This window comes from Brevundimonas sp. UBA7664, assembly GCF_002483305.1.
Classification (GTDB): Bacteria; Pseudomonadota; Alphaproteobacteria; order Caulobacterales; family Caulobacteraceae; genus Brevundimonas.
In genome coordinates this window covers 135,085-153,605 of sequence record NZ_DLHQ01000026.1, presented here as the reverse complement: position 1 = coordinate 153,605, position 18,521 = coordinate 135,085, and the positions used below count along the sequence as shown (strand labels likewise).

Genomic DNA, 18,521 nt, shown 5'->3' with positions numbered 1-18,521 from the left:
GCGGCGCAAAGGCCATGGGGGCGTGGCGCGGTCAAGGCGGTTAAATGTTGCTTCAGCAGCGCCGGCTACCATTGAAGGATGAGCGCTGACGTCCGTCCCGACATGTCATCTGTGGTGCGGGGCTGGGATCGGCTCCGCCGGCCCGTCTGGATGTTTGATCCGGCCAGTTCGCGCGGCGTCTACGCCAATGCCGCGGCCTTGACCCTCTGGGGCGCGGAAACCCTCGACGAACTGCTGGCGCGGGACTTCTCCAACCTGTCGCCGGCGGTCAAGGCCCGCACCAATCGCCTCCGGGACGCCACCGCGGGCGGTGAGGAGGTCCAGGAGCGCTGGACCTTCTATCCCAACGGTCGGCCAGTCACCGTTCAGGCGACGATCTCGACGTTCCGCATGGACGACGGACACGGGGTCCTGCTGTTCGAGGCCGCGCCGCTGGACGTCGGAGCCGAGGAACGCCGGGCCGTCGAGGCGCTGCGCCACACCTCGACGCTGATCACTCTGCTGGACGAGGCGGGCGCGATCCTGTTCTCCAATCCGGCGGCCTATGCCGCCTATGGGCCCGGCGAGGCCACGCTCGGCGCGCGCTTCGTCGATCGCGACCGCGGAGCCTGGTTTCTGGCGCAGGTCCGGGGCGGGCAGGCCGTCAGCCGGCTCTGCGAGGTCGAGACCGCGGCGGGGCGTCGGTGGCACGATATCGATGCGCGGCCGGTCACCGATCCGGTCACGGGCGCCTCGGGCACCCTGCTCAACGAACAGGATGTCACGGCGCGGGTCGAGGCCGAGGTCGCGCAGGCCACCGCCGAACAGAAGGCGGCAATGGCCGAGGCGCGGCAGAAATTCCTGACCGACATGTCGCACGAACTGCGGACGCCGCTGAACGCGGTGATCGGCTTCTCCGGGCTGCTGGCCGGCGCGGGCCTGCCCCCGGCGCAGGGCGAGCAGGTGCAGACGATCCATGAGGCCGGTCAGAGACTGCTGACGGTCGTCAACCAGATGATCGATCTTTCGGAACAGGGCGACGGTCCGGCAGCCGCGCCGACGGCCTCGCCCGAGGCCGGCGTGGCGGCGATCCCGACGCCTGACCCCGCTGATGAGGCAGGGGGCCGGGGACCGCTGCGGGTGCTTTGCGTCGATGACAATCAGACCAACCGGATGTTGATGACCGCCATGCTGGCCGCGCAGGGCGTGGTTTGCGAGACGGCGGACGATGGCGCCCTTGGACTGGCGGCGGCGGCGGCCGGCGACTGGGACGTCGTGCTGATGGACATCCAGATGCCGGTGATGGACGGGGTGGAGTCGGCCCGTGGCATCCGCGCCCTGGGCGGCGAGGTCGGAGCCGTGCCGATCATCGCCGTGACCGCCAACACCCTGGCCGATCAGGTCCAATCCTATCTCGAGGCCGGCATGGACGATCTCGTCGCCAAGCCGGTGAACATGGCGGAACTGCTGGGCAAGGTCGCCTATTGGGGCGGCTGCGGCTGGCGTGAAGCGGCGTCCGGCGGGTTGTCGGACGCGGACCGGTCCCACGCCGGCGGTTGACGGTCGAGGGCGGACGCTCCAAACCGCCGCCATGCTGCAGAACCTCGAAACCCTCGCGCGCGACGCCCGATCCTGGCCGTTCGAACAGGCCCGCAATCTTCTCGCCCATGTGCTGAAGAAGCGGCTCAGCGACAGCGAGCGCAATGCGGCGAAACTGCTGATCGACGCCGGCAAGGCGGACGAGGCGCTGGCGACGTTCGAGGCCCTGCGGAAGCCGGTGATCTTCGAGACCGGCTATGGCCCGTCCGGCCTGCCGCACATGGGCACTTTCGGCGAGGTGGCGCGCACGACCATGGTGCGCAACGCCTTCCGCGCCCTGACCGGCGACCACTGGCCGACGCGGCTGATCGCCTTCAGCGACGACATGGACGGCCTGCGCAAGGTCCCGGAGGGCGTGCCCCATCCGGAGATGCTGACCGAAGACCTGCACAAGCCCCTGACCGTGGTGCGCGACCCATTCGGGACGCACGACAGCTTCGGCGCCCACAACAACGCCCGCCTGCGCGCCTTCCTCGACGGCTTCGGCTTCGACTACGAATTCCTGTCCTCGACCGAGCAGTACCGGTCCGGCCGGTTCGATCAGACCCTGCTGACCCTGCTGGAGCGGTTCGACGCCGTGCAGGCGATCATGCTGCCGACGCTCGGCGAGGAACGGCGCGCGACCTATTCGCCCTTCCTGCCGGTCAGCCCGGTGAGCGGCCATGTGCTGCAGGTGCCGACGCTGGAGCGGAACGTCGCCAAGGGGACCATCGTGTTCGACGACCCCGCCGGCGGCCGCACCGAAGTCCCCGTCACCGGCGGCCATGTGAAACTGCAGTGGAAGCCCGACTGGGCCATGCGCTGGACCGCGCTGGACGTGGACTATGAGATGTCGGGCAAGGACCTGATCGAGAGCGTGCGCGAGAGCTCCAAGGTCTGCCGCGCCTTGGGGGGCACGCCGCCCGAGGGGTTCAACTACGAGCTCTTCCTCGACGTCGAGGGCAAGAAGATCTCCAAGTCCAAGGGCAACGGCCTGACCATGGACGAATGGCTGCGCTACGGCACGCCGGAGAGCCTGAGCTGGTATATGTTCCAGTCGCCGAAATCGGCCAAGAGCCTGCATTTCAACGTCATTCCGCGCGCGATCGACGACTATCTGGCCTTCATCGAGGCCTACAAGGCCCAGGAGCCGGCCAAGCAGATCGACAACGCCGTCTGGTCGATCCACGCCGGATCGCCGCCGGCGCATACCTCGCCGGTGTCGTTCGCCCTGCTGCTCAATCTGGTCAGCGTGGCCAACGCCTCCGACAAGGCTCAGCTGTGGGCCTATATGGCCAAATACCTGCCGGAGGCGACGCCGGACAGCGAGCCCCTGCTGGACCGGCTGATGGGCCATGCGCTGAACTACTACGAGGACTTCGTGAAGCCCGCGAAGGCCTATCGCGCGCCCGACGACAAGGAGAAGGCGGCGCTGCTGGACCTCGCGGCCCGGCTGACGGCCCTGCCGGCGGACGCCGACGGCGAGGCGATCCAGACCGAGGTCTATGCGGTCGGCAAGGCGCACGCCTTCGAGCCGCTCCGCGCGTGGTTCGGCGCGCTGTATGAGGTGCTGCTGGGCGCTTCCCAGGGCCCGCGCTTCGGCTCGTTCGCCGCGATCTACGGCCTGCCGCAGACGGTCGCCCTGATCGAGGCGGGGGCGAACGGCAAGCTCGCAGCCTAGTGGGCCGCGGTCAGAAGGTTTCGCCTTCTCGACCCGACGCGGCCTGGCGCTTCGCGCGGGTTCCGCGCTCAAGCAGCGAGCCGCCGCGCGGGGAGCATTAGCGCGCAGCCATGCGCGCTAACGTAGATGAACCGAACATAACGGCGCGACTCCGGGAGCCTTCATCCGGCGTCGCGCATTCTTCACGTCATCGACCAACCTCGATGAATTGGAGAGAGCCATGTCGAAGATCATGAACACCACCCTGGCCACCGCCGCCGCCCTGGCCGCGCTTGCCATGGCGGTCCCGACCGCCTCGATGGCCCAGCAGGCCAACGGCATCACCAACTGCGACGCCCCCGGCGGCCGCCAGCGCACCGGCGCCGTGATCGGCGGCGTGCTCGGCGCCCTCGCCGGCAGCCAGGTGTCGGACAATGAACGCACCCTCGGCGCTGTCGTCGGCGCGGGCGCCGGCGCCGCCGCCGGCTCCTACATCGGCTGCAACCAGCAGCGCGCCCGCCAGGCCAATGAGCAGGCCCAGGGCGGCGCCTATCGCGCCACCTCCAACCTGCGCATCCGTTCGGGTCCCGGCACCAACTACCGTCAGGCCGGCAGCCTGCGCGCCGGACAGTCGTTCAGCGCCATCGGCTCGCAGGGCGAATGGGTCCAGATCGCCGGCGGCGGCTGGGTCAACGCCCGCTATGTGACCAGCAACTAGAACCGGCCCGACGCCGACTGACGAAGAGGCCGCTCCTGAAAGGGGGCGGCCTTTTCCTTGAGTGCTGACGCTCGCGACGCGGTCGCGCGTTGCTTGGGCGCGCCCACATCATTGGCTGACCCAGAGGATCCGCCCCATCCAGACGATGTCGCGGCGGGCCACGATGCGCGGCGGATAGGCCGGATTGACCGAGGCGAGGGTCACGGCCCGCGCGGTCAGCGCCGCCGCCTCCTTGGCCAGGGTCTCGCCGCCCGTGGTCCGCACCACCACCCGGTCGCCCTTGCGCACGTCCGCGGCCTCCCGGTCGACGATGACGCGGTCGCCCTCGCGGTACAGGGGGGCCATGGAATCGCCGGCGATGCGCAGGCTCAGCAGGCTGTCGCGCGCCCGCGGCAGCTCGGTCTGCTCCCAGCCTTCGCCGACGGGCAGGCCCGCGTCGTCGAAAAAGCCGTCCTGTCCAGCCTGCGCCATGCCCAGCATGGGCACCGTCGAGGGCCGTTCGGTCCCGTCCCGGGCCAGGGCCGCGAACTCGCCCAGCGACAGGCCGGTCGCGGTCAGGATCCGTGTCAGGCTTTCCGTCGACGGCCAGCGCGGCCGTGGCGGCTCGCCCGGTCCGAACCGTTTCGATGGATTGAAGGCGGTCGCATCCAGCCCGGACCGCTTCGCCAGGGCCGAGACGCTGATGCCCTCGCGCCGGGCCAGGCCGTCGATCGCCTTCCAGAGCTGGGCGTGGGACAGGGGCATGGGCGTCCGTCGCGGCCCGATCGGCCGATTCGGCGACAGATTAGGGGATCAGGGCAGGAATAAAAACCTAGTCGCGCGCCGCGCTATTCGACCCCGGCGGCGCGGCGGTCGCGCCAGGCCAGCCAGGCGCCGAGGGCGAGGGTCACAAGGATGCCGTAGCTGGCCAGGTTGACCACGACATAGAAGGCCATGAGGGGCGGGCGGGCGTCGATGAAGGTCAGGAGGTGACTCATGACGACCAGCGACTGCAGACCTGACGCCCAGGCCGGCCAGGCCCGCCGCGACTTCCACGCGAGGCCCGAGAAGACGCCGAGCAGGATGAGATCAACGGCCGCCAAACCCCAGGATACGCCGCCTCCGACGCCGTCCCCCTGGATCAGCAGGCTGGCGAACCAGGCCAGCCCATAGGCGACGCTGCCGGTGCGCTCCGGCTCATCGCCCTTCAGCAGGGCGAAGGCGATGACGGCGACGGAGAGGGCGGCGCCGATCTGGGCCTGCGGGGTGTCGAACAAGCGCCTTGCGTCTCCTGAAGGCTTCCGATCAGGCGGGACGATCTACTTCAGTCCGGCGGCCCTGCGTTCCTGCCACGCCCAGAAGGTGCCGACGGCGAGTGCGATCAACAGGCCGTAGTTGGACAGGTTGTTGACGGCGGCGAAGGCGTTCCCGGGCGGCCGGATGTCGGCGAGGATAAGGATGTGGCTGGTGACGATCAGGCTCTGGAAGGCGGAGGCCCAGATCAGCCAGGCGCGCCGGCTGTGCCAGGCGAGGCCGCAAAGAACAGCCAGCATGACGATGTCGAGGCTCATCAAGCCCCAGCGAATGCCGTCGCCGCCACTGCTGATCGGCGCTGCCAATCCGACCAGAATGACGAGGGCGAAGGCCGCGCTGGCGATGCGTTCCGGCTCATCGCCTTTCAGGAAGCCGAAGAGCACGACGAGGATCGCGATCCCTGCGCCGATTTGAGAGTAGATGGTGTCAAGCACAGAATCGCCCCCACGCCAGACAGCGTGGGGGCGACATTGCCTGAAGTCAGCTGCCGGGGAAATGACCGGTCGCCGACATTACCTCGAATTAAACAGCGCGGAGGCGATGCTCGCCCGTGGTCTTTTCCGGGTACTTGTCCTGGAACGGTCCGGCGAAGGCGCCGAAGCCCAGACGGCGGTGATCCTTGGCCAGATGCTCGTGGCAGGCGACCATGGCCTGACGGGCGACGCCGAGGCTGGCGATGGCCTCGAGAGCCTTGGTCTGCGCATCAGCGCCGGCGCATGCCGAGATGTTCAGGGCGGCGCGCGAGCTGATCATCGACTGCACCAGGGTGGTGGCATGTGCGATGGCGGCGTCGAGCGCTTGCTCGGACGCGTACAACTCGTCAGCGACGCTGGCGATGATTTCAACCTTGTTCATTACAGACCTCCCACTGGAACTGGTGAACCATTCGTTAACACGGGTTCGGAGTTCCCGGTAGGGTTTTGTTGACCATATCCGGCGTGATCCCGGGGCCGTCGCCACCGCCGCCGCCGATCGGCCTGTCGTCTCCGGGCTTGTCCAGCGGGCCCCCGGCCAGGGTTTCCAGTCCCAGCCTGCGGGCCACCGCGCCCAGGGTGTTGTGGGTCTGGACGATATGCGCCCGGGCCTGGGCCAGGGCGGTGATGGCGGCGGCGGTCCCGTCGAAAGCGCGCTGGCCGGTCACGGCGGACAGCCAGGCGTCGGTGCGCGCCGCGGGCAGGGCCGCCGCGAGCGTCGCGGTTTCGATCAGGGCCCGATCGATGGACGATTCCGCGGCGAACAGGCGGGTGGCGAGGGCTTCGCCGACTGACAGTCTGGACATGATGGATCCTCCCCGTGACCAAGCGTCACGACAGGACGTTATCCAGAGTTGTAATTAATTGCAACTAAAGGTCGTCTTCCGCCATCAGGAAATGGGCCGTCAGGGCGGCGATGGGCTGGCTTTCGTCCTCCTGCCAGGCCTCGGCCAGGACATGGGCCACGCGCCGTCCGGCCTTGCTGATCCGGGCGCGGGCGTGGACGTCGACCGGACGGCCCGAGCGCAGATAGGCCACGGTGACATTGATCGGCCGGGGCAGGCGCAGCCGCGGGTAAAGCGCCGCGACCTGCGCGACGGCGGTCAGCTCCAGCAGGGCGGCGGTCGAACCGCCGTGCAGGGCCGGCAGGACCGGATTGCCGATCAGCTTCTGCGCGAATGGCATGGTGACCGTCAGCGTCTGTCCCTCGCTCGCCGTCGTCAGGCCCAGAAACCGGGCGTAGGGCAGGCGGTCCAGCAGGTCGCTCATCGCGCGACCGCCGGGCCGGATTTCAGGTTGGCGCCGAGCCCCCTGTCGCCGCTGGAACTGAGCATATAGGCGCTCTGGGCCGCGGCGACCGGATCATCCGGGCTGTCCTCGAACGCCCAGGCGCGAACGAAGGCGACCGAACGGGTGAGGTGATAGCAGCGCGCCTCCGCGATCAGATCGCGCCGCGATTCGGCGGCCCGCATGTAATCGACGCGCAGATCCAGGGTCGCGATCGATTCGAACCGGCCCAGGGCGATCCACACCGCCAGCCCGCCGACATGGTCCAGCAGGGTGGTGACCAGCCCCCCGGACAGGACGCCGGTGTCCGGATCGCCGACCAGATCCTCACGCCATGGCGCACGGATGCGGACCCGGTCGCCGTCGAGGCTGTCGTAGACGAAGCCCAGCGCATGGGTATGGGCGGCGCCGGCGGCCAGCTGGGGCAGGATGTCGAGGATCGGAGAACTCATCCCCCGCTTCTCGGTCGGTCGGGAAATGAGCGCAAGGGGCGCGTGGACCGGCGCGTTGCGGCTGAACGGCTCAGGCCGCCGAGCGGGTCTTCCGGGCGCGGTCCGGGACCGCCGCTTCAGCGGCCTCCGCCGCCTGTTCGAGCGCGAGGTTCATGGCCATGCGCAGACGTTCCGGCTTGATCGGCTTCTCGACCACCGCCGCCATGCCGATGGCGACGTATTTCTTCGCGTCGTCCGGATCGGCGTTGGCGGTCAGGGCGACGATGGGGATGTCGCGGGCCGGCCCGGTCAGGGCCCGGATCGCCTCGGTGGCCTGGACCCCGTCCATGCGCGGCATCTTGATGTCCATCAGGATCAGGTCGAAGCGGCGCTCCTGAACCGCCTCCAGCGCCTCGACGCCGTCTGCGGCGGTCTCGGAGGTGCAGCCGAACATCTCGCACAGGGCCTGGGCCACCACGCGGTTGGTCGCATTGTCGTCGACGATCAGGATGTGCGGATGACTGTCCACATCGCCGTCGCCGCCGAGGCTCTCGATGTTCGAGGTCGTCGCGGCCTCGACCTGGGTCCGCTCGACGTCGAGGTCGAAGGCGAAGGTCGCCCCGCGGCCCGGATTGTTCTCGGCCCAGATACGACCGCCCATGCGCTCGACGATCTGGCGGCAGATGGCCAGGCCCAGACCTGCGCCGTCCTGGCCGGAGCCATGCACGAAGGGTTCGAAGATCGCATCGACCCGGTCGGCGTCTATGCCCGTTCCGTCGTCCCGCACGCGGGCTTCCAGCCGGATGCGATCGCCGGCGGCGACCGCCTTCAGCCCGGCTTCGACCACGCCGTTGCGCGCGAAACTCAGGGCGTTGCCGATCAGGTTGTTGAACAGCTGGGCGACCCGGGCGCCGTCCACGACGGCGGCCAGTTCGGTGTCGCCCTCATAGCTGACCATCAGGGTCACATTGTCCTGCGAGGCCCGCGGCGCCCAGGCGGCCTGGATATCGTCCATCAGGGCGCGGAGGGGGGTAGCGGCGGGATGAAGCTCGAGTTCGCCGGCCTCGCCGCGCGACAGGTCCAGCGCGTCCTGCAGGATGCGGAGCAGGGTTTCGGAGGATTCCACGATCGTGGTGATGTGAGCGTGCGCCTGGGCGTTCAGCGGCTGGCGACGCAGCAACTCCGCCACAGCCAGCACCCCGTTCATCGGCGTCCGCAGTTCGTGGCTCATGATGGTCAGGAACCGGCTCTTGTCGCGCGCCGAAGCGAGGGCCTGGGTCCGGGTGTCGGTCAGGACGCGGGCCTGTTCCGCCAGCTCGATGTTCTGCTGGCGCTGGAGATCGTTGACCGCCTGCAGCAGCGACACCGCCGTGCCCACGCCGTGATAGCGGCCCTCGCGGGTGACGATGAAGCCGCGCATCAGGGCCGCCGGACCGCCTTTCAGCAGGACGTCGCAGAAGGCGTCGATGCTGACGCCGGCCTCGACCACCGCGGGCTCGGGATCCATGAGGTGCAGGATGGGCCGGTTGGCGTACAGGGCATGTCCGAAGGCGCCGGCGATCTTCAGCAGGAAGACATTGCGTTCGACCAGGCCGACGGGACGATCGTCCTCGACCACGGCGATCACCAGGGTGTCGGGTTCCCGTTCGAAACGCGCGAAGACCTCGCTTCCCGGCGTGTCTGGCGACACCGCCTCGGCGCGCTCGGTCAGTACTTCGATGGTCGGCATTTCGGCCGGTACTCCACTGGGACGGGTCCACAATGGGACAGAACCGTTTGCGGAATGGTTAAGGTGACAACGGCCATTTTTGAGCCGCTTTTGCTCTGCCCGCGGGGCTGGTGTAGAAGGCCGGCCCGCCACGTGAGCGGCCCATCCCTTTGTCCATGCGCGCGGCCGACCGGCCGACCGCAGGTTTGTCATGAGCGATTCCCCGCCAATGCCTCCGAAATCGGCTCTCGTCCTGTTCTCGGGCGGACAGGACAGCGCGACCTGCCTGGCCTGGGCGCTGGAGCGGTATGAGCGCGTCGAGACGGTCGGTTTCGACTATGGCCAGCGCCACGCCGTCGAGATGCAGGCCCGTCTCGCCGTCCGCGCCGGCATGGCGTCGGTGCTGCCGCAGTGGGCCGACCGGCTGGGGCCTGACCATATCGTCGATCTGACCGGCTACGGCGCCATCGCCGACAGCGCCCTGACGGCCGACCGGGCCATCGAGATGGACGCGCGCGGCCTGCCCACGACCTTCGTGCCCGGCCGCAACCTGGTCTTTCTGACCGTCGCCGCCGCCCTGGCCGACCGTCGAGGCCTAGACACCCTGGTCGGCGGCATGTGCGAGACCGACTATTCCGGCTATCCCGACTGCCGCCGCGACACGATCGACGCCATGGCCACGGCGCTCAGTCTCGGGCTGGACAAGCCGGTGGTCATCGAAACGCCGCTGATGGCCCTGACCAAGGCGCAGACCTGGGCCCTGGCCGAACGCCTCGGCGGCCAGGCCCTGATCGACCTGATCGTCGAGGACAGCCACACCTGCTATCGCGGCGACCGGACCCTCCGGTTCGGCTGGGGCTATGGCTGCGGCGACTGCCCGGCCTGCGAACTGCGCGCCGTCGGCTATGACCAATGGGTGGCGCGGCCGTGACCTATTCCGCCAAGGAGATATTCCTGACGGTCCAGGGTGAGGGCGGGCAGGCGGGGCGTCCGGCCGTCTTCCTGCGCTTCGCCGGCTGCAATCTGTGGAACGGGCTGGAGCGCGACCGCGCGACCGCCGTCTGCGATTTCTGTGACACTGACTTCGTCGGCACCGACGGCGACGGCGGCGGCAAGTTCGCGACCGCCGACGCCCTCGCCGACCATGTCGCCGCGATGTGGCGGGGCCGGGCAGGGGACCCGAAGCTGGTGGTCTGCACCGGCGGCGAGCCCCTGCTGCAGCTCGACGCGACGCTGATCGCGGCCCTGAAGGCGCGCGGCTTTGAAATCGCCGTCGAATCCAATGGCACCCTGGCGGTGCCGGACGGGATCGACTGGGTCTGCGTCAGCCCCAAGGCGCGGGCGCCCGTGGTCCAGACCTCCGGCCAGGAGCTCAAACTGGTCTTCCCCCAGGCCGCGGCCATGCCCGACCGGTTCGAGCATCTGGCCTTCGAGCGTTTCTGGCTCCAGCCCATGGACGGCCCCGACCGCGAGGCCAATACGGCGGCGGCCATCGACTATTGCCTGACCCACCCGAAATGGCGGCTCAGCGTCCAGACCCACAAATACATCGGCGTAAGATGAGCGTTTTCGAGATCACCAAGGCCGCCACCTTCGACGCGGCCCACCATTTCCCCAGCGAGCCGGAGGGCAGCCCCTACCGGCGCATCCACGGGCATTCGTTCCAGGTCGAGGCCACGGTGCGCGGCGAGACCTTGGACGCCGCCCATGGCTGGGTCGCCGATCTGGGCGCGCTCGACCGGGCCCTCAAGGCGGCGGCCGAGGCGCTGGACCACGGCATGCTCAATGAACACGAGGGTCTTGAACTGCCATCGCTGGAGAACCTCTGCCTGTGGTTCGCCAACCGGCTCCAGCCGGATTGGCCCGGCCTCAGCCGCATCACCGTGTCCCGCCCGACCATCCACGAACGTTGCGTGCTGACCCTGTGACGGGCGATCTGTCGATCCGGCCGTATCAGCGCCCGGATGCGGCGGTCCTGTCTGCGCTCTACGAAAGCGCGGTTCGCCAGCTCGGCGCGCGCGACTATTCCGGGGCCCAGATCGAGGCCTGGACGTCGCTTGCCCCGTCGCCGGACGATCTTGACGGCCGGATGAGCGACGGGCGCCTCCGGCTTGTCGCGGTCGCGGACGACATCGCCGGTTTCATGGACCTGGAGCCGGATGGGCACATTGACCTGCTCTATGTGGCGCCCGCGGCGGCCGGTTCCGGCGTTGCACGAACCCTGCTGGAGACGGCCGAGGCGCTCGCGCGCCTGTCGGGCGCGGTCCGACTGTACGCCGAAGCCAGCGAGACGGCCCGTCCGGTGTTTGAACGACTGGGCTATTCGGTCGTCGGTCGCCGCGACTTCGAGGTCGCCGGGGTGGCGATCCACAATTGGGCGGTCGAGAAACTGCTCTAGCAGGTCCGGCCCTGGCGCTGCCGCTGTTCGCAACGGCGCTGCTCGCGCTCGTAGTTGCGCTGCTCGCGCTCGCGCCGGGCCCGGGTCTCCTCGTCCGAGGTGGTGACCGCATCGACGCCGGCGCCGACCACGGAGCCCGTCACCTTGGCCGCGCCGCCCACCACCGCGCCGGCCGTGCCGACGGCGGCTCCCACGAGGCAGCCCTGCAGCAGCAGGCTCGCGGTCACGACAGCGAGCAGGGCGCCGCCGGTTCGGATGGTTCTGATCATGTCGCCGTCTCCCGTTGCGGCAGGGTTAACCGGCAATGGTGAACGCACTCTGACCGGAGGTTCAGGCCGGATCGGGGCTGCGGATCGCTGGTGGGCGGCGAGGGGTTCGAACCCCCGACCCCCTCGGTGTAAACGAGGTGCTCTGACCAGCTGAGCTAGCCGCCCGATCCTTTCGCGTCCGGCCTAGAACCGGAAGCTGGCCCGCAGGAACAGCATGTAGCGGACGTAGTCCTCGATCATCTCGGCGTCGGCGTTGATGGACAGCATGCCCAGCTCGTTGCCGATGTTGATGCGCAGGCCGACGATCGGTCCGCCGCCTTCGATCGAGCCGCCGGCCAGGGTGAAGTCCGGCCCTCCCGAGCGGAAGCGGGCGATGGTTTCGCCCGGATCGACCGAGATGTTCTGACGCCAGCCGACGCGCAGTTCCGGGCGCAGCCAGTTGTTCTCGCCCATCTTCATGCCGATGTTGAGCGCCGCCGTGGCCGAGAACAGATGGCCCTCGCGGTCGTCGATCTCCAGATCGAAGCCGTCGCCGCCGCCGTCTTCAACGTGGGCGTCCTCACTGAGCGAGAAATATTCCGCATAGACCTCGGGGCGGAGGCTGAAGCGGCCGAAGTCGCGCTCGTAGGAGGCTCCGGCGGCCGCGGCCAGCGAGAAGCCGCTCCAGTCCGATTCATTGGCGAGGTTGAGCCCGGCGCCGACGAATTTGCGCTGGGACTCGAACATCGCATAGCCCGCCGCGGCTCGCGCCCAGGTCGTCCAGTACTGACCCTGGGCGCGCCAGTAGAGTCCCATTTCCAGCAGGCTGGCCGACAGCACTTCCTCGGCCTCTGATTCGGGGTCTTCGAGATCGGACGAGGTGAAGGCCACCGACAGGCCGACCGCGCCGAGGCCGGTGCCCCGCTCGATGCCGCCGGCGACGCCGAAGCCCTCCGAACGGAAGCCGTAGGTGTCGGTCTTGTCCTTGTCGGAATAGAAATTGATCTCCTGCACCCAGGCGCTGGTTTCGCCCGGAGCGGCCGAGGCGTTGCGGCCGGTCAGCGCCCGCGTGACGGCGTCAACGCCGGCCGACAGCGAAAGCAGGGGGCCGCCCGAGTGCTCGGGAAGCAGCTGCTCGTACAGGTTGATGAACTCGTCGCGTCCGGTCTGCGCCAGGAAGGCGTTGCGGATGTCGGCGGCGTCGGTCCCGCCCAGGGCCGCGTAGAAGGAATCGTACATCGCGGCCTCGGACGCGATCAGCCCGGCTTCGTCGGCGGTCCGGCGCCTCACATCGATGAAGACCTCTCCGGCCGGAATGTCCGCGCCGACTTCGGCGACATAGAGGAAGGGCGAATTTTCCTGGACCGAGTCGGTGTCGATATCGCCGTAGTTCAGCGTACCGGCGTCGATCAGGGTGAAACGGTCCGGCGCCACGAGCAGGGAGGTGAAGCGGACGCCGAGGCCGGCGCCGTCGGCGAGCGTCGCCGTGCCGGAAACATTGAAGCCACCGGAGGTGCCATTGGTCGGATCGACCGTGATGATCAGATCGCCGTTGGCGCCGACGTCGAGATTGCTGATCTCCGCCGGCCCGACCTGACGTCCCTCCAGGGTGCCGTTGGTCACATCGATGTCCAGCGCGCCGTCCGAGTCGGAAATGACGCCGCGGACGGTGGCACCCCCGGTGATCGACAAGGTGTCGGCGCCGTCGCCGAACGATATATTGCTGACGACCGCGCCGTTGCGGATGTCCACGACGTCGTCGCCGCCGCCCAGAAGGATGGCGCCGATCATGTTCGGCTCCGACGCGTCCGGCACGCCGTCGCCGTCGGTGTCCGGATTGGTCGCCGAGACGCCGCCGACGGTTCCGTTCTGCACGATGGTGACGCCGGTCATGTTGGCGCTGACGTCGATCGCCGTGCCGGTGCCCGTGACCGGATCATTGTCGACGTTTGGACTGATCGGGCCCTGGATCACGCCGGTGTTGGTGATCGAGACCAGACTGCCGCTCAGGTCGCGAATGGCGAAGGTGTCGGCCACGCCGCCGACGGCCGACGCGAGAATGGTTCCGCTGTTGATCAGGGTGTTGACGGTGGCCCCGGCGTCGATCTGGACGGCGGTGACGACCGTGTTCGCGTCATCGCTGTTGGCGCCGGCCGTGATCCGGCCGGAGTTGAACAAGGTCGGCGCGGTGACGCCGTCGCCGATATGAAGCGCGGTGGCGTTGGCGTTGAGCGAGGTGGCCAGAATACTGCTTTCGAGCCGCAACCCGCCCGCGATGTCGACCGTCTGACCGGCGCTGCCGCCCAGAACCAGGCCCTGGGCCTCGAAGCCGTCATAGAGGCCCTGGGCGGTGATCGCTCCGCGGCTGATGAAGCCGTAGGCGTTGTCGCCGACGCCGACCGCGCCGAGCGTGATCGACTGGGTCGCCGATCCGATTTCGAGCGCCGGCGCCGACCCGAAGCTGGTGATCGCGGCGGTGCCCTCGCTGGCGTCGGGGATGCCGTCGCCGTCGCGGTCGGTATCCTCGCGGTTTTTCTTGCCGTCGCCGTCGTCGTCCTCGTCGCCGTTCTTGATGCCGTCATTGTCGGCGTCGCCGTCGATGCCCCCGCTGTAGGTCGGGCCGAGGGCCAGGATGACGCCGCCGGCGACATTGCCCTGGATGCTCAGGGCCGCGCCGCCCTGCAACAGGTCGTCCGCGTCGAGTTCGTCGAGCAGCAGGATGTTCTCGTCGTCCGCGGGCGGTTCGACGTAGCCCTCGGGCCGGGTCTCCGGGGGATCGCCGTACCGGTAGCCGGTCGACGAAATCTTCGAGTGCAGGACGAGGGCTCCTGCGATGTCGCCCTCGAGCGATACGCCGACCGTGTTCTCGCCCCGGACGCCGACCGTGCCCGCCAGCACGACATCGCCGCTGACGTCGCCCTGGACGCGAATGCCGTAGCCGTCATTCCCGGTCAGTTCGACGGCGCCGAGCATCTGGAAATCGCCCGTCAGGGGCGCCTCCAGCGAAATGCCGTAGGAATTGTTGCCGTCGACGCCGATTTTCCCGGTGGACTCGACGAGGATGTTGCCGACCAGCGGCGCGGCGCCGGTCAGGCGGACCCCGTACCGATCGGTGCCGTTGGCGAAGTCGCCGTCGTCGTCACCGTCGTTGTCCGTGTCGCGGTCGGTGGTCGAGGTGATGTCGTCGGTGATCCCGATGGCGCCGCCGATGGTGATGTCGGCGGTATTGCCACCGTTGATCAGCACGCCGGTCGCCCCGTTCGCGGCATTGACCATCCCGATCGAACTGCCCGAATCCATGTCGAAGTCGTGGCTCGAGTTCACCGTCACGGCGACGCCGCTGGTGAGGTTGATGGCGCCCGCGGACGCAAGGCGGATGTTGTCCGGCCCCGACCCGGTCGCATTCGCCGTGGTGATCGGCGTGGTCCGCGCGGTCGAGATCACGACCTCGGCCATCGCGCCGGACGCTGCCATCAGGGGAGCAATCGCAACCGCGGTCGCGAGTAGAATACGCATTCGATGGAAACCCCTGTGGACGGTACGCGCAGAGACGCCGGCGATCCTCTAACAGGGACCGTGCCAGCCTGCCTCAAGTTTCTCGAATTTGAGGCGAATGCAAGGCCGAACGCGTGAGCGGGGGACAGTTCCCAAGCGCGGCTATTGCCAAAAGCGCAATCGAAGTGATATCACTTTCATATCGACATTGGGAGGGAATGATGACCAACGAGCACTCCAGATCCACCGAACGCCCCGCCAGCACCGCCAATGGCATACTGATGCTGCTGGTCGGTTTGCTGCTGCTCATCGCCGGGCCCGCCCTCGTGGTGCAGGACCCCGAGTCGACCGTCCGCGTCATCGCCGGCATCGCCGCCGCCGTTGTCGGACTGTTGCTGATCTGCGGCCTCTATTCGCTCCAGCCGAACGAGGGCATGGCGATCATGCTGTTCGGCGCCTACCGTGGCACTGACCGCAAGACCGGACTGCGCTGGGTCCTGCCCTGGTACAGCCGCAAGAAAATCTCGCTGCGGGTCCGCAACCTGACCAGCGACAAGCTGAAGGTGAACGATCGGCGGGGCAGCCCGATCGAGATCGCGGCCAACGTCGTCTGGCGGGTGCAGGATTCGGCCCAGGCCCTGTTCGACGTCGACGACTATCAGGCTTTCGTGAACATCCAGGTCGACACGGCCCTGCGGGATATCGCCTCGCACTACGCCTATGACCATGGCGACGAGACCGACGTGCCCGAAATGACCCTGCGCGCCGACGCCGAGGACGTCGCAGGGCGTCTGCGGGACGAACTGGTCGGCCGGGTCGCGGCGGCCGGCGTGGCCGTCGACGAGGCCCGGCTGGCCCACCTCGCCTATGCGCCGGAGATCGCCGGGGCCATGCTCAAGCGCCAACAGGCCGAGGCCGTGCTTTCGGCCCGCCGCCTGATCGTCAAGGGCGCCGTCGGCATGGTCGAGAGCGCGCTGGCCGACCTGAACGAGCGCGGCGTCGTCGATCTGGACGAGGACCGCAAGGCGGCCATGGTGTCCAACCTGCTGGTGGTGCTGTGCGCCGACCGCGAGGCCCAGCCCGTGGTCAATACAGGCACCCTGTACGGCTGATATGGCCCGAGCCCGAAAGCCCTTCCTGATGCGGGCCTCCTCGGGGGTGATGGCGGCGGTCGAGCGATTGGCCGCCGCCGAACTGCGCTCGGTCAACGCCCAGCTCGAATGTCTGCTGCGCGAAGCCCTCGCGCGCCGCGGGATTTCACCCTCGGAAGACGTTCCGCCGACGGACAGCGCTTGAGCTTCGCCGTCGTCGGCGTTACGGGCCGCGCATGGTGAAGTCGCACATGTCCAAGGTCCGCAAGGCCCGCCGTATCCAGCGGCGGGTCCGCCGCGGCGGCGCGTCCCGTATCAGCGCGGCCGAGCGCGAGCTGATGACCCTCGCCGGACTCGAGGTCCAGGAAGGCGAGCTGCGGCTCTTCCCCGGCTGGGACGAGGAAGTCTCCGAGACCCTGGCCGCGACCAAGGCCGCCGGCGAGGACGGCCGGCCGCGCCTGGTCGACACCACCATGCTGTATGCGCCGCGCTCGGGCGGGGTGAAGCGCTACCTGCTGTCCAAGAAGGCCTGGCTGGAGGCCGAGCGTCCCGAGGTCGCCCATTCGCTGGTCGTGCCGGGGGCCCACCACAAGGCCGGAGACGACGGCATCGTCCAGCTTCACGCGACCAAGCTGCCGTTCGGCGACGGTTACCGCTGGCCCACATCGGTCAGCCGTTGGGCGGCCTGGGTCGCGTCGCTCAATCCGGCGATCATCGAGGCCGGCGATCCCTATACGCCGGGGCAGGGGGCCCTGGAGGCCGGCCAGCGCGCCGGTTGCCCGGTCGTGGGCTTCTGCCACTCCGACCCCGCCGGCCTCGCCGCCCTGCATTTCGGCGAATGGGCCAAGAAGCCGGTCGAGAAGCGCTGGGCCCGGCTGTTCGGCCAGTTCGACCGCGTCGTCTCGCCCAGCCGCTACATCGCCCGCCGTCTGGAAGAGGCCGGGGTCGGGAACATCGTCATCCGCCCGCTGGGCGTCGAGATCGACACCTTCCGCCCCGACCGCGGCGACCGCGACTGGCTGCTCAAGAAGCTGAACCTGCCGGCCTCGGCGCGGCTGCTGTGCTTCGCCGGGCGTCCGGCGCGGGAAAAGAACATCGACGTCCTGATCCAGGCCGTCCAGGCCCTCGGCGCTCCGTACCACCTGATCCTGGTCGGCGCCGGCGCCGGCATGCCGGCCGAGGAGCGGGTCATCTCCCTGCCGTACGAGGCCAACCCCAAGGCGGTGGCGAAGATCATCGCCAGCTGCGACGCCTTCGTGCACGCCAATGACAAGGAGCCGTTCGGCCTGATCGTGCTGGAGGCCATGGCCTGCGGCCGCCCTGTCGTCGGCGTCAACGCCGGGGGGGTCAAGGAGACGGTCGACGACACGGTCGGCCAGCTGGCCAAGAGCGCCGATCCGCGCCACTACGCCGCCGCGATCGAGGCCCTGTTCGCCCGTGACATCGAGGCGCTTGGGGCCGCCGCCCGCATCCGCACCGTCGAACGCTTCGCCTGGGACCGCGTGTTCGAGGACCTGAGTTCCGTCTATGCCGAGGTCAGCGGCGAGGCGGCCTTCGCCCGGCCGCGCGCGCCCGACGCGACCTGAGCGCTCGACAGCCGTCGCGCCGCTCGGCAGTCTGACGCCGAAACGGGGACTTCGAGATGATGAAACGCCTTCTGCTTGCGGCCGCCGTGTCGCTCCTGACCGCCGGCTCGGCGATGGCCCAGACCGTGATCCTGGTCCGCCACGCCGAAAAGGTCGACAACAGCGAGGATCCGGTGCTGTCCGCCGGGGGCGAGGCCCGCGCCAACGCCCTCGCCGTCGCGCTGAGCGCCTCGGACCTGACCCACATCTTCGTGACGCCGCTGCAGCGCACCCGGATGACGGCCGATCTGACGGCCCGGGCGCAGGCGATCACGCCTGAGGTGGTTTCGCTGGACGGCGGGACGGACGCCCATGTCCGCCGGATCGATCAACGCATCCGCGCCCTCCCGACCGACGCCATCGTGCTGGTGGTCGGGCACAGCAACACCATCCCGCTGATCGCCGACGCCCTCGGTGAAATCGGCCCGGCGGCGATGGCGGACTGCGAATACGACCGCATGACCGTGATCTCGGTCCGGAACAGCATCGATTCGCCGGCCATCATCGCGCGCTATGGAGCGCCGTCGGCCTGCTGAT

At 68.9% G+C, this 18,521-nt stretch carries 21 protein-coding genes and 1 tRNA gene; 11 read left to right on the top strand and 11 right to left on the bottom strand.

Annotated elements, in window-relative coordinates; translation table 11 throughout:
- Positions 1 to 150: 150 nt before the first annotated feature.
- The 3 genes from B2742_RS06790 (at position 151) to B2742_RS06780 (ending at position 3,935) form a co-directional block, all read left to right on the top strand.
- Positions 151 to 1,539 carry a response regulator gene (locus B2742_RS06790; RefSeq protein ID WP_292064353.1) on the top strand — a complete coding sequence of 463 codons (1,389 nt, stop codon included), beginning with the start codon at positions 151 to 153 and terminating at the stop codon, positions 1,537 to 1,539.
- A gap of 31 nt (positions 1,540 to 1,570) precedes the next feature.
- The gene (locus B2742_RS06785) at positions 1,571 to 3,238 is read left to right on the top strand and encodes a lysine--tRNA ligase (RefSeq protein ID WP_292064352.1); all 1,668 of its coding nucleotides are present in this window, start codon (positions 1,571 to 1,573) and stop codon (positions 3,236 to 3,238) included.
- 220 nt (positions 3,239 to 3,458) lie between these two features.
- Entirely contained in the window at positions 3,459 to 3,935 is a 477-nt protein-coding gene (locus B2742_RS06780) for an SH3 domain-containing protein (RefSeq protein WP_292064350.1), read from the top strand.
- A 108-nt stretch (positions 3,936 to 4,043) separates the two neighbouring features.
- On the opposite strand, the gene B2742_RS06775 is transcribed toward B2742_RS06780, so the two are convergent.
- From B2742_RS06775 to B2742_RS06740, 8 genes are all read right to left on the bottom strand, one after another.
- On the bottom strand, positions 4,044 to 4,679 hold the full coding sequence (locus B2742_RS06775) for a S24 family peptidase (protein WP_292064348.1): 636 nt from the start codon (positions 4,677 to 4,679) through the stop codon (positions 4,044 to 4,046).
- 83 nt (positions 4,680 to 4,762) lie between these two features.
- Positions 4,763 to 5,191 (bottom strand): hypothetical protein, encoded by a 429-nt coding sequence (locus B2742_RS06770; RefSeq protein WP_292064346.1) that lies wholly within the window; start codon positions 5,189 to 5,191, stop codon positions 4,763 to 4,765.
- 42 nt (positions 5,192 to 5,233) lie between these two features.
- The gene (locus B2742_RS06765; RefSeq protein WP_292064344.1) at positions 5,234 to 5,662 is read right to left on the bottom strand and encodes a hypothetical protein; all 429 of its coding nucleotides are present in this window, start codon (positions 5,660 to 5,662) and stop codon (positions 5,234 to 5,236) included.
- 88 nt (positions 5,663 to 5,750) lie between these two features.
- Entirely contained in the window at positions 5,751 to 6,083 is a 333-nt protein-coding gene (locus B2742_RS06760) for a hypothetical protein (protein WP_292064342.1), read from the bottom strand.
- A gap of 34 nt (positions 6,084 to 6,117) precedes the next feature.
- Positions 6,118 to 6,507, bottom strand: a complete 390-nt coding sequence (locus B2742_RS06755) for a hypothetical protein (protein ID WP_292064339.1) — start codon at positions 6,505 to 6,507, stop codon at positions 6,118 to 6,120.
- Between the two features lie 64 nt (positions 6,508 to 6,571).
- On the bottom strand, positions 6,572 to 6,970 hold the full coding sequence (locus B2742_RS06750; RefSeq protein ID WP_292064336.1) for a PaaI family thioesterase: 399 nt from the start codon (positions 6,968 to 6,970) through the stop codon (positions 6,572 to 6,574).
- Positions 6,967 to 7,440, bottom strand: coding sequence for a PaaI family thioesterase (locus B2742_RS06745; protein WP_292064334.1), 474 nt, complete (start codon positions 7,438 to 7,440; stop codon positions 6,967 to 6,969). Before B2742_RS06745 ends, B2742_RS06750 begins: the two co-directional genes overlap by 4 nt.
- 70 nt (positions 7,441 to 7,510) lie before the next feature.
- Positions 7,511 to 9,148 (bottom strand): response regulator, encoded by a 1,638-nt coding sequence (locus B2742_RS06740; protein ID WP_292064332.1) that lies wholly within the window; start codon positions 9,146 to 9,148, stop codon positions 7,511 to 7,513.
- A 208-nt stretch (positions 9,149 to 9,356) separates the two neighbouring features.
- Between B2742_RS06740 and queC the strand changes: the two genes are divergently transcribed.
- The 4 genes from queC to B2742_RS06720 are packed head-to-tail and all read left to right on the top strand — an operon-like array spanning position 9,357 to position 11,525.
- Entirely contained in the window at positions 9,357 to 10,058 is a 702-nt protein-coding gene (gene queC / locus B2742_RS06735; protein WP_292064330.1) for a 7-cyano-7-deazaguanine synthase QueC, read from the top strand.
- On the top strand, positions 10,055 to 10,690 hold the full coding sequence (gene queE / locus B2742_RS06730; RefSeq protein ID WP_292064328.1) for a 7-carboxy-7-deazaguanine synthase: 636 nt from the start codon (positions 10,055 to 10,057) through the stop codon (positions 10,688 to 10,690). The genes queC and queE overlap by 4 nt, the downstream gene beginning before the upstream one ends.
- The gene (locus B2742_RS06725; protein ID WP_292064326.1) at positions 10,687 to 11,055 is read left to right on the top strand and encodes a 6-pyruvoyl trahydropterin synthase family protein; all 369 of its coding nucleotides are present in this window, start codon (positions 10,687 to 10,689) and stop codon (positions 11,053 to 11,055) included. Before queE ends, B2742_RS06725 begins: the two co-directional genes overlap by 4 nt.
- A complete protein-coding gene (locus tag B2742_RS06720) occupies positions 11,037 to 11,525 on the top strand; it encodes a GNAT family N-acetyltransferase (RefSeq protein ID WP_292064322.1) in 489 nt (162 codons plus the stop codon). Before B2742_RS06725 ends, B2742_RS06720 begins: the two co-directional genes overlap by 19 nt.
- On the opposite strand, the gene B2742_RS06715 is transcribed toward B2742_RS06720, so the two are convergent.
- From B2742_RS06715 to B2742_RS06705, 3 genes are all read right to left on the bottom strand, one after another.
- Positions 11,522 to 11,794, bottom strand: a complete 273-nt coding sequence (locus B2742_RS06715; RefSeq protein ID WP_292064320.1) for a hypothetical protein — start codon at positions 11,792 to 11,794, stop codon at positions 11,522 to 11,524. The two genes, B2742_RS06720 and B2742_RS06715, sit on opposite strands and share 4 nt — an antisense overlap.
- An 88-nt stretch (positions 11,795 to 11,882) precedes the next feature.
- Positions 11,883 to 11,959 (bottom strand) — tRNA-Val (locus B2742_RS06710).
- Positions 11,960 to 11,977: 18 nt separating this feature from the next.
- Positions 11,978 to 15,247 (bottom strand): autotransporter outer membrane beta-barrel domain-containing protein, encoded by a 3,270-nt coding sequence (locus B2742_RS06705; protein WP_292064318.1) that lies wholly within the window; start codon positions 15,245 to 15,247, stop codon positions 11,978 to 11,980.
- A gap of 242 nt (positions 15,248 to 15,489) precedes the next feature.
- Here B2742_RS06705 and B2742_RS06700 point away from each other — a divergent pair, with 242 nt between their 5' ends.
- From B2742_RS06700 to B2742_RS06685, 4 genes are all read left to right on the top strand, one after another.
- Positions 15,490 to 16,380, top strand: a complete 891-nt coding sequence (locus B2742_RS06700; protein ID WP_292064316.1) for an SPFH domain-containing protein — start codon at positions 15,490 to 15,492, stop codon at positions 16,378 to 16,380.
- A gap of 1 nt (position 16,381) precedes the next feature.
- Positions 16,382 to 16,564, top strand: coding sequence for a hypothetical protein (locus tag B2742_RS06695; RefSeq protein ID WP_292064314.1), 183 nt, complete (start codon positions 16,382 to 16,384; stop codon positions 16,562 to 16,564).
- Between the two features lie 133 nt (positions 16,565 to 16,697).
- Complete coding sequence (locus B2742_RS06690; RefSeq protein WP_292064709.1) at positions 16,698 to 17,945, top strand: glycosyltransferase; 1,248 nt, start codon at positions 16,698 to 16,700, stop codon at positions 17,943 to 17,945.
- Between the two features lie 56 nt (positions 17,946 to 18,001).
- Complete coding sequence (locus B2742_RS06685) at positions 18,002 to 18,520, top strand: SixA phosphatase family protein (protein WP_292064312.1); 519 nt, start codon at positions 18,002 to 18,004, stop codon at positions 18,518 to 18,520.
- Position 18,521 lies beyond the last annotated feature (1 nt).